Genomic DNA, 12,444 nt, shown 5'->3' with positions numbered 1-12,444 from the left:
ACGCGCTTTAGAGCGGTTCAGCCGAAGCTTGGCAATGAGGGCGCCAGCCGTTTTCGGTCACGGGAAAGCAGCAACTATCAGCCTGCCTGTGTCAGTCCGTTGTCCTTCATGCGGCAAAATTCAATCAGCTGCTCCGAGCTCATGGGTCGTGCTAAGGCGTAACCTTGCAGCAGATGGCAGCCAAGATCTTTCAGGATCTTTGCATGTTCCATTGTCTCCACGCCCTCGGCAACGATGTCGATATTCTGTGATCGGCCGATTTCGATAATCGAGGAGACCAGGCGGCGCTGGGATGGAGACGCGATAATCGGCTTGATAATCTCTCGATCGATCTTCAGTCTCCGCGGCTCAAATCGAAGCAGGCTGACGATGCTGGCATGGTCGGTGCCGAAATCATCGATCTCGATTTCAATGCCAAGCTCTTTGACAGCGGGAATGATCTCGCTGAGAACAGGTTGAAGATGGTCGAAGGAGATTGTCTCAAGCAGCTCGAAACACAGGCGGCCGTTCGCGACAGGAAGTGCTGAAAGCTCGGCAAGCAGATCTGCCTGCGCCAGCCGACGCGCTGAAATATTCACTGAGACACGCGGGATTTGCATTCCCAGGCTGTCCCATCGCGTCAGCTCGAACAGGGCCTTTTGCAGGATCAGCCTGTCCATGTCGCCGCTGCGCCCCAGCCTTTCGGCGACATCGAGAAATGCGTTCGGGCCGAGCAGGCCTTTTTTCGGATGATCCCAGCGAGCAAGGGCCTCGACGCCGGCGATAGCCAATGTATTGGCATCGAATTGCGGCTGGAAGAATGCAACGAGTTCGTCGCTGTCGAGCGCATGATCGAATTCATCCGCCAATTCTTTTGATTGGATTGCCGCGGCGCGAAGCTCCTCGGTGAAAATGGCCGCGCGGCCGCGGCCGGCCTTCTTCGCCTCGTAGAGAGCCAGATCGGCATTCAGAAGCAATTGGCTGAGATCCCGCCCGCGCGCCTGTTCGGTTTCCCAGGCAACGCCGGCGCTGGCACCGACCACACACTCCGCACCATCAATGAACAGCGGCTGCTCGAGCCTATCGACAATCTGCTCGGCCAATCCGTTCGCTTTAGCCTCGGGATCGGTGCTCCAGCTGGCGAAGATGAATTCATCTCCACCGATCCGCGCCGCGACATCGTTTGGACCAGCCAGATCGGCAAGGCGCGAAGCGGTGGTTTGCAAGACCGTGTCGCCGCCGGCATGCCCTTTCGTGTCGTTGATCTCTTTAAAGCGATCGAGGTCGATGTGGATCAGGATCAGACAATCGTCTGGACCAGGTCTTCGCGGTTGCGCGATCATCTGGTCGATAAATCGTCGATTGGGAAGCCCGGTCAGGGCGTCATGCAATGACAGGTATTCCAGTCTCTGCCGTGCTCGAACGAGCTTTTTCTTGTGAAGGCGAAGCTTTTCAATGGTTCTCTGGCGTGATTTCGTCAGAAAGCCGACCCAGATCATCGGCGCGACGACGCACAGCGACAACAGGCTCGCATAGAGCTCAAACGTGCCGAGCCCGCTATATCGGCCCCATCCGCTCTTCGGCACTGCGGCCAGCGTCCATCGGCCATAGGTCATGTCAACGAAGGTCACGACCGGCTGCTTCGAAAAAGTGTCCAGGCTGCCGAAAAAAACCTGTTTGGGCGCGTTCGGATCCGGCACGGTGCTGATGGCGATCTCGAGCTCGGTCGCGCCAAGGCCGCTTTCGCCGTAGAGCCTTGGAATGTCGATCAGTCCGGACAGCAGACCCCAGAAGATCTGGCTCGTTCCTTCATTGATATAAATCGGGTACCTGACGACGAAAGCGGTTCCACCTTGGACCAGGTCAACCGGGCCTGTCAGAACGATATTGTGGGTGTTGCGCGCCAGCATCGCGCCGGCCCGTTGCTTCTCATTCGTTCGGTAGTCCAGTCCGATGGCCTTTTCATTTCCCTTTTCCGGATAAACCCACTTGACCACCATGCCGGGTGCGGCGGCGAAGCTTCGCAACTGTGAATCCGGCAGCAGGATCTGCGCGGCAAGTTTGGAAAATCCGTTCTGGTCCATCGCCGGATTGACGGCGATACCCGCCGCCAGGCCTTGCAACAGCTTCACATTGCTGTTGAGGTTCGTCTGAAGTCGGGATGATATGCCGGCAAGCTCGCCGGCGACAATCGAGCGTTCATCGGCCAGCAATCGCTCCAGCCGCCAGTTCGTTGCCACCCAGACGACGATGGCTGCAATGACTGCCGCAAATATTGCTGGAGCAAATGCGCTTGTGTGGCTCATTATAGAGCCCGCGAAGCCGCGCGCTACCTTAGGATTTCTTCGAAACTTCATCAGGTTGCCGGTGTGGATGACAGGCATCTACCCTTGCACAGTTTGTTTAAAGCAACGCTAAACCCGCTCACCTGTTCTGGAGGAAGCTTCTTTCGACCGTGAACCCCGAGTAAAATGCGCCACAACCGCAATAGCCGCTGTGGCGCGCATGATTTTCAATGCCTCTGACCGCCGGGCGACAATACCCCTCAGAAGGGATAATGCTGGGCGGAATCCTCTACCGTGATCCAGCGCAGGTCGGTGAATTCGGCGATTGCCGCCTTGCCGCCGAAGCGGCCGTAGCCGCTGCCCTTGACGCCGCCGAACGGCATCTGTGCCTCGTCGTGCAGCGTCGGGCCGTTGATATGGCAGATGCCGGATTCGATGCGGGCCGCAACCGCCATCGCCCGCTGGATGTTGCGGCTGAAGACAGCTGATGACAGGCCGTATTCGGTGTCGTTGGCGATGCGGATGGCTTCCTCCTCACCCGAGACACGAATGATCGGCTTGACCGGGCCGAAGGATTCTTCGGCATAGACGCGCATACCCGATGTGACGTGATCGAGCAGCGTCGCCTCGACCACGGTGCCGGAGCGCTTGCCGCCGGCCACGAGTTTGGCACCCTTGGCGGTCGCATCGGCGATCAGTTCCTCCATTTTCTTGGCGGCATCCAGGCTGATCAGCGAGCCGAGAACGACATGGCCGCGCGGGTCGCCGGCCGGCAGCTGGCTGGCGCGGGCGGCCAGCTTGGCGACGAACTGATCGGCGATCGTCTCGTCGACGATGATCCGCTCCGTCGACATGCAGATCTGGCCCTGATGCATGAAGGCGCCGAAAATGGCGGCATTGACGGCACCGTCGATATCGGCGTCGTCGAGGATGACGAGCGGCGCCTTGCCGCCGAGTTCAAGCAGGGCAGGCTTGAGATACCTGCCGCAGGTCTCGGCGATGATCTTGCCGACCTTGGTCGAACCGGTGAAGTTCACGCGTTTGACGGCCGGATGGGCAATCAGCGCGGCGACGATCTCAGGCGCATCCTCCGGTGCATTGGTGAGGACGTTGATGACGCCGGCAGGCAGGCCCGCTTCGGTCAGCACCGCGGCAATCAGCCGATGCGTGCCGGGGCATTGTTCGGATGCCTTGAGGATGACGGTGTTGCCACAGGCGATCGGCATGGCGATGGCGCGAGTGGCAAGGATGACGGGGGCGTTCCACGGGGCGATCGCCAGGCAGACGCCGGCCGCCTGGCGAACACCCATGGCGAGCGTGCCGGGCTTGTCGGACGGAATGATTTCTCCGGTGATTTGCGTCGTCATGGCGCCGGCCTCGCGCAGGATGTTGGCGGCGAGCATGACGTTGAAGCCGGCCCAGGGCGCGGTGGCGCCGGTTTCCTCGATCATCAGCCGGGTAAACTCGCCGACTTTCGAATCCATGATATCGGCCGCCTTCATCAGGATCGCGCGGCGCTGGCTGGGGCCGGTCTTCGACCAGGCGTTAAAGGCGGCAGAGGCGGCATCGACGGCCGCGGCGACATCGTCCAGGCTTGCCGCGGCCGCGCGGCTGGCGAGCTTCTCGGTGAAGGGGTCGATGCGATCGTAGGTCCGGCCGCCGGAGGCCGCGCGGTCTGCACCATTTATGAGGAGGGAAATATTCATCGGAGATCTCCTGGGGACAAGAACTAGAAGCCGAGGACTTCGGCGTTGATGGATGCTTCGAGGCCGCCGTCGGCGGCAAGATTGGTGCCGTTGATCCAGCGTGCGCCGTCCGAGCAGAGGAAGAGCACGGCGGGGGCGATATCGGCAGCGGTGCCGGCGCGGCCGACGCGGGTGATGTCGCTGTCGACCCTGGCGTCACCGAGCACGGCGCGGAACTGCTTGAGGATCGGCGTTTCCACCGGCCCGGGACTGACCGCATTGACCCGGATGCCACGGTTTTTGAACAGTGCCTGATGGGCGGCGCGCATGGTCCAGAGCAGCAGCAGCTCCTTGGAGAGCGGATAGCCCTCCTCGTCCTTGAGACCGTGTTCGGCGACAACAGCCGCGACATCGGGGAAGCCTTCGATTGCGGTCAGCGATTTTGCCCGCTCGAGATTGGCGCGCCAACCGTAACCGGCGATCGAGGCGACGTTGACGATGGCGCCGCCTTCGCGAAGGCGCGGGGCCACGGCTTCCGAGAAAGCGCGCAGCCCGTAGAAATTGACGGCGAGCGTCGAGACGACGCCGGCGCTGCCGGAGAGGCCGGCGACATTGGCGAGCGCGTCGAGGCGCACCGGAAGCTGCCCGACTATCTCGGCGACGCCTGACGGTGTGGACAGATCGCCCTTGATGAAGGCGGCATTTCCACCTGCCGGTTCGCGCACATCGACACCGATCACCTCGGCGCCCATCTGGCCGGCCAGCTCAGCCGTGCGGGCGCCGATGCCGGAGGCCACGCCGGTCACCAGGATTGTTTTACCAAAAAGCATGAACGTCACCTTTCCCGTGAGAATCCGGACGCAAGCCGGCTCATTCTTCCCATTTGATTTTATGCGGACCGGGCAATTTCAGCCGATAGCCGACCGGCAGCAGTTGGAAGTCGAAACGGCGCTCGACTTCGCCCCACAGGCCGCGCGGCAGGTAGAGCGAGAAAATCAGCGCGGTGGCGCCGAGGCCGATCAGGTACCAGACGCCGGCTGCGCCGAAGAAGGTCTCGATCACGAAGAACAGGATGGCGCCGAGGATGGCGCCCTCGAATTTGCCGATCCCGCCGACCAGCACCATGAAGATCATGTAGGCCGTCCATTGGACGCTGAAATAGGTCTTCGGCTGGAAGGTCGTGGCGGTTGCCAGCCACAGGCCTCCGGCGACGGCGATGCCGAAGGCGGCGAGCACGAAGAGCAGCCGCTTCGTCGCGATCACGCGCACGCCGACAGAGGTCGCCGCCTCCTCATTGTCGCGGATCGCCTGCATGGCTGCACCCGCGCGGCTGCGCATCAGGATGAAGAGAGCGCCGAGCAGGGCGGCCATCGCGGTCAATGCGAGCCAGTAGATCGTCGCCCGCCGCGTGCCGCCGTCATAGACGTTGAGCGAGATCAGCGAGGTGCCCGTTTCCCCCTGGATCAGCCGGTCGAGGTTGACGAGCAGATGCGCGAGTTCGGCTACGACCCACATGCCGATCGCGAACTCGCCGCCCTTCAGCCGCAGCATGAACAGTGAAAGCGGGATCGACAGCGCGCCGGTCACGATCGCGGCGGCAAAGACCGAGACGAAGGGATCGAGCCCCGCATCGGCCAGACGAATGGTGAAATAGGCGCCGAGGCCGAAGAACACCTGCTGGCCGACCGACACCAGCCCGCCGAAACCGGCAAGCGCATTCCACATGGCGGCAAGGATCACGTAGATGAACAGAGCGGTCAGCCGGTCGATCGCGCCGGCGCCGAGCACGGCGGGGGCAAAGATCAAGAGGGCAAGCACCGCGGCCATCGAACCGAGCGCCAGCCGTGACGATTTCGTCCAGCGCTCGATCGATATTCCGTTGGAGGCAAAGCTCGTGTTGGGGGTCATGTCGGACTCCGGAGACGTGCGCGAAGGTTGAGAAGGGCACTGGGTTTGAGAAGCGCTCCGACTCTGTCGAGAACCGGCAGGCGAGACCGGGACAGCCTGATGAAAAGCACCAGCAGGAACACGGCATGGCCGCCGATCAGGAAGCCCTGCGGATGCAATTGCGCGCCGAGCGATTGGGCAAGGCCAAGAACGATGCCGCCGGCAAGCGTGCCCCACAGCGATCCCGCTCCGCCGATGACAGCCGCCTCGAAGGCAAAGAGCAGCTGCGGGCCGCCCGCATAGGGGCTGAAGGTTGCCCGCATCCCGAGAAAAGCGCCGGCAATGCCTGTTGTGACCATGGTGATGGCGGTGGCGACGGCGTTCACCCTGCGGGCGTCGATGCCGACGAGTCCTGCCGTATCCGGATCTTCGGCCGTGGCGCGGATGGCGCGGCCCAACGCAAAACGGCTAAGGAAGAACTGCAGTCCGCCGAGAATGAGGATCGCCGTGACCATCATCAGGACGGCAAGCTTGCCGACGAAGATGTGGCCCGGCAGCTGCCAGGAGGCATAGGACAGGTTGCCGATGAAGGGCGCCAGCGACCTTGTGTCGGCGCCGAACTGCTCGAACAGCAGGTTGTCGATGACGATCGACAGGCCGAAGGTCGTCAGGATCGGCAGGAGCGTGCCGCCGCGGGCGCTGCGTTCCAGAATGAAGCGCTGCAACAGCCAGCCGATGGCGGCCATGACCGGCAGTACGATCAGCAGGCCGGCAAAAGGCGGGATTCCGGCTTTGGCGGCGAGCAGCCACAGCCCGTAGGCGGCTGCGACCGCCAGGCTGCCATGCGCCAGATTGATGATCCGCATGACGGAGAACATGAAGGACAGGCCGCAGGCGATGACGGCATAATAGCCGCCGAGCAGAATGCCCTGGAGCAGGGTGTTGATCATGATGCGCTCCTTTCGCCGGATGCCCGATGCAATCCGAAATAGGCCTGGGTGACGTCAGCGCGCGTGACGGCCGCTGCCGGCCTGTCGAGGACGATGCGTCCTTCCAGCATGCAGATGACACGGCTGGCGACGCTCATGGCGCGGGCAAGATCCTGCTCGACGAGCACGATGGTCGTTCCCGAGGTCAGCAGCGCCTGCAATTGCGCGTAGACGCGATCGACGACCAGCGGTGAAAGCCCGAGCGAAACCTCATCCAGGAGAAGAATATCGGGGTTGCTCATCAGCGCCCGGCCGATGGCGGTCGCCTGCTGTTCCCCGCCGGAGAGATGCCCGGTCTTGGCGTGACGGCGGGGTTTCAGGTTCGGAAAGGCGTCAAGGACGCGGTCGATGCTCCACTCGCCCTGGCGGCCGCAACTCTTTCCGAGAAGCAGGTTTTCTTCGACCGTCATCTGCGAAAACAGGCGGCGGCCTTCCGGGACCAGGGCGATGCCCTTGGCGATCCGCTTGTGGGAGGGGACGGCGGCCAGATCTTCACCGTCGAGAAGGACGTGGCCGGAGGAAGGAAGGTGGGCGCCGGCGATCGATCTGAGCAGCGTCGTCTTGCCGGCGCCGTTTGCGCCGACCAGCGCCAGCACCTCGCCCTTGGCGAGATCGAAACTGACCCCGCGCACCGCTTGCAGCAGGCCGTGGCGGACGTCGAGGTCGCGGATGGAGAGAAGGCTCATGCGGGTGTCCCTCCGAGATAGGCCTTGACCACCTCCGCATCGCTCATGACCGTTTTCGGTTCGCCATCGGCGATGATCCTGCCGGCGTCCATGCAGATCAGCCGTTCCGCCACCTGCAGGAGGATATGAACGATATGCTCGATCCAGACGATGCCGATGCCGCGGCGGCGCAATTCGAGGATGGTTTCGACAAGTTCGCTCGCTTCGCCATCGGTCAGGCCGCCGCCGATCTCGTCGAGCAGCAGCAGCCTCGGCTGTGTGGCGAGCGCACGGGCAAGCTCAAGCCGTTTGCGATCCAAGAGGCCGAGCGTGTCGGCCTGGCGGTTGGCGACCCCGAGCATGCCGCAGAGCGACAGCGAATCCACCACACGCTCATAGGCCTCGTCGCGGCTTGCTGCATGGCCGTGCGATGCGGCGACAAAGACATTTTCGAAGGTCGTCATGCCGCTGAAGGGTTTCGGAATCTGATGGGTCCGGACGAGACCCGACCGGCAGCGCTCCGCCGCCGTCCGGTTGGTGACGTCGGCGCCATCGAAGGTGATGCTTCCCGCACTCGGCGGGAAGGCGCCGGCGAGCACGCTGAGCAGGGTCGTCTTGCCCGCGCCGTTCGGCCCGACAATGCCGACCGCCTCGCCATCGCCCATGGAGAAATCCAGATTCTCCAAGACCACGAGCGCGCCGAACCGCTTGTGGATCCCCTGGGCCGAGAGAAAGGCTCCTCCCGGCCGTCTTTGCGCTTGCTGCTGCACTTTGGTTATCCGTTGTAAGCGGTGAGCTTGGCGCCGACCGGGACATTCGGGTCGGTGGCGTTTTCGGTGACGACATAGTCGAGCGCGAATTTCGAGCCCTCCGGCGCTTTCACCCATTGCGTGCCGATGATCGGCCCGGGAGAAACGTTGGCGACGGGACCGCTGGTGAAGTCGACCTTGCCGGCGATCGTCGTGGTCTTCAGCGTGCTGAGCGCCTTGGCGACCGCCTCCTTGCTCTTGACGTCGGCGCTAGCTTTCAGCGCATCGAAGCCGGCGTCGAGAAGTGCCAGGCTGGCGCCGAGCTGCTGCGTCCATTGCTTGCCGCTTGCCGTTTCATAGCCGTCGGCGAGTTCGGTTCCGGAGACGCCGGTCAGCGTCGATTTGTAAGGGAAGGCCTTGTGCCAGTAGGCGGCGCTGCCGATGTTCAGGCCGAGATCGCCGAGCGCCTCGATGTCGGAGGGAAAGAGGCCTGTTTTGGCGACCTGGCAGATCTTGATCTGCTGGGTGAGGCCCTGCTGTGCCGCCTGACGCCAGAAGGCGGCGAAATCGGGCGGGATCGGGAACGAGTTGAAGATCTCCACGCCCTCCTGCCGGAAGAGGGCGATCTGCGCGCTAAAGTCGGTGGTTCCGGTTTCATAGGCGCCGGGATCGACGATGGTGAAGCCCTCTTTGGCAAGTGCCGGCGCCAGATGGGCGCGGATCGCATTGCCGTCTGCGTCGTTGGGATACATGACGCCGACCTTCTTGTTGGTCTCGATCAGGTTCCACTGCGAGACATAGGCCTTGTGGAACTCTTCGACGCCGAAGCCGAAATGATAGGTCCACTTGAACGGCGAGGGCGCGCCTGGCTTGGCGCCGCGGCCGAAATACCAGGCCTCCCAGGGCATGACCGTCGAGAGGCAGGGAATGCCTGATGCTTCGCAGGCATCAGCCACCGGGTTGATGGTTTCGGGCGTCGAGACGGCGAGCATCAGGTCGATCGCCTGGTTGTTGATCAGCTCCTTCGCCAACTGGCCGGCACGCGAGGGATCGGACTGGGTGTCCTGGTCGAGAATCTCAACCTTCCAGGTCTTGCCGCCCGCCTGCAGACCGTTCGCCAGCGCCTTGCGCGCCAGGTCGAGCACATAGCCGTCCGTCTCGCCGAAGCCGCCGAGAGGGCCGGTGCGCGGGCTGATGAAGCCGACCTTCAGCGTATCGCCGCTTGCAGCCCAGGCCGTGCGGCCGGAAAGCGCCAGCGCCGCACTGCCTGCGGCAGCTGATGCGATGAAAGAGCGGCGGGTGAGAGACGCCGCGTTGAATTTTCCGTTGCGGAAGATGCCGTTCATGAATTCATTCCTCCCTCTTGATGCGGGCCTCCCAGCCCGTGCACAGTGTTCATTTCGGCCGATCTCAATTCAGATCGGGTAGTGCCGTTTTCCCGAGGCCATGGTGATCCATCTGAGCTCAGTGAATTCATCGATCGCAGCCCTGCCGCCGAAGCGGCCGTAGCCGCTTGATTTGACGCCGCCGAACGGCATTTGCGGCTCGTCGGAAACTGTGGCTTCGTTGATGTGGCAGATGCCGGATTCGAGCCGCATGGCGACTGATAGCGCCGCATTGACGTCGGCGCTGAAAACCGCGGCCGAGAGCCCGTATTCATTGTCGTTGGCAACCGTCACGGCTTCGTCGACGCTGCCGACCCGGATGATCGCCGCAACCGGCCCGAAGCTCTCCTCGCGGTAGATGCGCATGGCCGGCGTCACGTGATCGATGACGGTCGCATCCATCAGCGTGCCGTGGGCCTCGCCGCCGCAGACGAGCACCGCGCCCTTTTGCAGGGCATCGTCGATGAGCGACCGGACGCGCCTGATGGCTTCGGCATTGATCAGCGTGCCGAGCGGCGTGTTGCCGTCGTTAGGGTTGCCGGCGACGAGGGTCGCGGCCTTCGTCCGGAACTTGCCGACGAAGCCGTCGGCGATCTCGTCCATGAGGATGATCCGCTCGGTCGACATGCAGATCTGGCCCTGGTTCATGAAGGCGCCGAAGGCGGCCGCACCGACCGCCTCATCGATATCGGCGTCGGCCAGGACGATGAACGGCGCCTTGCCGCCGAGTTCGAGCAGGCAGCGCTTCAGATGCCTTGCCGCGGATTCGGCGATGATCCTGCCGACACGGGTGGAGCCGGTGAAGTTGATGCGGCGCACGGCAGGATGGGCGATCAGCGCGTCGACGATGGCGGCGGCATCGTTCGGCGCATTGGAGACGACATTGACGACACCGCGGGGGAAACCGGCATCCCGCAGGACGTCGCCGATCAGGCCATGGGTTTTCGGGCAAAGTTCCGAGGCTTTCAGGACGACGGTGTTACCGCAGGCAAGCGGCATGGCGACGGCGCGGGTGCCGAGAATAATGGGCGCATTCCACGGGGCAATGCCGACACAGACGCCGGCCGGCTGGCGCACCGCCATGGCGAGGCTTCCCGGAATGCCTGATGGAATGATCTCGCCTGATATTTGCGTGGTCATCGCCGCCGCCTCGCGAAGAATATCGGCGCCGAGCCCGCAATTGATCGCCGCCCATTGCGCGGTGGCGCCGGTTTCACCGGTCATGGCGGCGATGAGTTCGGGAGTGCGCGCTTCCAGGATATCGGCTGCGGCATTCAGGAGCCTGCGCCGTTCGCCCGGGCCGGTCTGCGACCAGTTCGGAAAAGCGGCCGCGGCCGCATTGGCTGCCCTTATCATGTCGGCAACGGATCCTGCCGAAGCGATCGTTGCGACATCGCCGGTCAGCGGATCAATGCGTTCGAAGGTGGCCCCTTCGGAAGCATCCATCGCCTCGTTGTTGATCATCAGCTTTGCCGCGAACACTGTTCCACCCATTCCCTACGCGTTGGCGCCACATGCTGGCACTTGCGTTGTTGCCATGGGAGAAAACGAGCGGACGCGGCGCCACGAGGGCGGCCTGACGGTTCCTGCATCTGTTGAAGAGCCTCCTCCCAAAGGCTGATGGAGACAAGGTACGCCGATCGGCTGCGGATGGAATGCGATTTATTGGGTTAATATTGTAATTATCCGGTGACTGTCGCATGCTTTCGCGGGAATGGAGGAGAGGCCTTTGGCAACGAACGGGGGGATTCATCACTATGCCAGGGGCGAGTGGCATGCGCCGTCGCTGTCGCACCGGCGCATCCGTTTTCAAAAAGGCCTCTATGCCGATTTCCACCATTTCCTGCTGCTCGGCGAGGGGGCGGCCGAGCTTCACTTCGACAATGGCGACGATCGGCCTTTGCAGGGACCGCTGCTCGCCTTCCTGCCGCCACAGGCGCGCTGCGAGCTATCGATATCAGCCGGAAGCGCGGCTCATCTGGTCGGCGCCTCGCCGCAGATCATGGTCGATGCGATCGGCGACAAGGTGGAATCCTATTCGCTGCGCCTCTTCACCGAGCAGCGCAAGCTGGTCGAAGCCTTGGATCCCGCAGCGGTGGCCGAAATCAGCCCGCTGATTTCAGGCTTCGTGCGGGAACTCGCCGATCCCGCCCGCTCCTCCTGGATGGTCGCATCCGCCTATATCAGGCTGATGCTGATGGCGCTGTGGCGCGGCTCCGACGGCGAGCGAAGCGAACAGCGCGGGCAGGGCGAAACCGGATCGATCCTGCAGCGATACCGGCAACTGGTGGAGGCCGGTTTCCGCCGGCACCGGCCGATCAGCGATTATGCCGCGGAACTGGGCGTTACCGCCGACCGGCTGCATTCGATCTGCCAAAGGGCGCTCGGCCGCTCGCCGATCCAGCTTCTGCACGAGCGGGTGGTGCAGGAGGCAAAGCTGAGATTGGAGCGCTCGGCCCGCAATATCCAGGAAATCTCCGACAGCCTCGGCTTTCGCGACCCGACCTATTTCAGCCATTTCTTCAAACGCAAGACCGGCCTTTCCCCCGCCGGCTACCGCGAGATCGCCCGCGCCTCGGCCGGCTCGGAAAACAGCATGTTGTCCTCGGGCTATGCGGATTGGCCTTAGGCTTAGGCTCATTGGTCTAAGCCGGAATTTGCCGGACTTCGATCGTAAATCATGCTGCCGGAATCCCATACCGCGTAGGCTTCTCTGCGCCGACGCCCTACGGGTTCTCTATCGCGTTCAATTTAGTTCAGCGCCGAATAGCCGGTGCCGAAATCATCGATGGCGATCGAAAGATCCCATGCTTCGAGGTT

The 12,444-nt window shown here is 63.0% G+C and carries 10 protein-coding genes; 1 reads left to right on the top strand and 9 read right to left on the bottom strand.

The features are described from left to right. Positions 1-77: 77 nt before the first annotated feature. The 9 genes from QMO82_RS06695 to QMO82_RS06655 form a co-directional block, all read right to left on the bottom strand. Positions 78-2,336, bottom strand: a complete 2,259-nt coding sequence (locus QMO82_RS06695) for an EAL domain-containing protein (RefSeq protein ID WP_283196519.1) — start codon at positions 2,334-2,336, stop codon at positions 78-80. 188 nt (positions 2,337-2,524) lie between these two features. After that, on the bottom strand, positions 2,525-3,970 hold the full coding sequence (locus QMO82_RS06690; RefSeq protein WP_183609371.1) for an aldehyde dehydrogenase: 1,446 nt from the start codon (positions 3,968-3,970) through the stop codon (positions 2,525-2,527). Positions 3,971-3,993: 23 nt separating this feature from the next. Then, positions 3,994-4,779 carry a coniferyl-alcohol dehydrogenase gene (locus QMO82_RS06685; protein ID WP_183609370.1) on the bottom strand — a complete coding sequence of 262 codons (786 nt, stop codon included), beginning with the start codon at positions 4,777-4,779 and terminating at the stop codon, positions 3,994-3,996. 40 nt (positions 4,780-4,819) lie between these two features. Next, complete coding sequence (locus QMO82_RS06680) at positions 4,820-5,857, bottom strand: branched-chain amino acid ABC transporter permease (RefSeq protein WP_183609369.1); 1,038 nt, start codon at positions 5,855-5,857, stop codon at positions 4,820-4,822. Next, positions 5,854-6,786: a branched-chain amino acid ABC transporter permease gene (locus tag QMO82_RS06675; RefSeq protein WP_183609368.1), complete on the bottom strand. Its 933-nt coding sequence runs from the start codon at positions 6,784-6,786 to the stop codon at positions 5,854-5,856. The genes QMO82_RS06680 and QMO82_RS06675 overlap by 4 nt, the downstream gene beginning before the upstream one ends. Next, positions 6,783-7,511, bottom strand: coding sequence for an ABC transporter ATP-binding protein (locus QMO82_RS06670; protein WP_183609367.1), 729 nt, complete (start codon positions 7,509-7,511; stop codon positions 6,783-6,785). Before QMO82_RS06670 ends, QMO82_RS06675 begins: the two co-directional genes overlap by 4 nt. Then, the gene (locus QMO82_RS06665; protein WP_183609366.1) at positions 7,508-8,260 is read right to left on the bottom strand and encodes an ABC transporter ATP-binding protein; all 753 of its coding nucleotides are present in this window, start codon (positions 8,258-8,260) and stop codon (positions 7,508-7,510) included. Before QMO82_RS06665 ends, QMO82_RS06670 begins: the two co-directional genes overlap by 4 nt. Before the next feature lie 5 nt (positions 8,261-8,265). Continuing rightward, a complete protein-coding gene (locus tag QMO82_RS06660; protein ID WP_183609365.1) occupies positions 8,266-9,585 on the bottom strand; it encodes an ABC transporter substrate-binding protein in 1,320 nt (439 codons plus the stop codon). 69 nt (positions 9,586-9,654) lie between these two features. Further along, positions 9,655-11,118 (bottom strand): aldehyde dehydrogenase, encoded by a 1,464-nt coding sequence (locus QMO82_RS06655; RefSeq protein ID WP_183609364.1) that lies wholly within the window; start codon positions 11,116-11,118, stop codon positions 9,655-9,657. Between the two features lie 235 nt (positions 11,119-11,353). Between QMO82_RS06655 and QMO82_RS06650 the strand changes: the two genes are divergently transcribed. After that, a complete protein-coding gene (locus QMO82_RS06650) occupies positions 11,354-12,253 on the top strand; it encodes an AraC family transcriptional regulator (RefSeq protein ID WP_183609363.1) in 900 nt (299 codons plus the stop codon). The last annotated feature ends 191 nt before the right edge of the window (positions 12,254-12,444 follow it).

Origin of the sequence: Rhizobium sp. BT04 (assembly GCF_030053135.1) — a bacterium.
Classification (GTDB): domain Bacteria; phylum Pseudomonadota; class Alphaproteobacteria; order Rhizobiales; family Rhizobiaceae; genus Rhizobium; species Rhizobium binxianense.
The sequence above is the reverse complement of the archived record's forward strand: the minus strand, read 5'-3'. Positions and strand labels throughout refer to the sequence as shown.

What these genes read in the sequence shown, in the direction of transcription:
- QMO82_RS06685 (WP_183609370.1), bottom strand. Translation starts at nt 4,779, where the DNA reads ATGCTTTTTGGTAAAACAATCCTGGTGACCGGCGTGGCCTCCGGCATC.
- QMO82_RS06690 (WP_183609371.1), bottom strand. Translation starts at nt 3,970, where the DNA reads ATGAATATTTCCCTCCTCATAAATGGTGCAGACCGCGCGGCCTCCGGC.
- QMO82_RS06695 (WP_283196519.1), bottom strand. Translation starts at nt 2,336, where the DNA reads ATGAAGTTTCGAAGAAATCCTAAGGTAGCGCGCGGCTTCGCGGGCTCT.
- QMO82_RS06680 (WP_183609369.1), bottom strand. Translation starts at nt 5,857, where the DNA reads ATGACCCCCAACACGAGCTTTGCCTCCAACGGAATATCGATCGAGCGC.
- QMO82_RS06660 (WP_183609365.1), bottom strand. Translation starts at nt 9,585, where the DNA reads ATGAACGGCATCTTCCGCAACGGAAAATTCAACGCGGCGTCTCTCACC.
- QMO82_RS06675 (WP_183609368.1), bottom strand. Translation starts at nt 6,786, where the DNA reads ATGATCAACACCCTGCTCCAGGGCATTCTGCTCGGCGGCTATTATGCC.
- QMO82_RS06655 (WP_183609364.1), bottom strand. Translation starts at nt 11,118, where the DNA reads ATGGGTGGAACAGTGTTCGCGGCAAAGCTGATGATCAACAACGAGGCG.
- QMO82_RS06670 (WP_183609367.1), bottom strand. Translation starts at nt 7,511, where the DNA reads ATGAGCCTTCTCTCCATCCGCGACCTCGACGTCCGCCACGGCCTGCTG.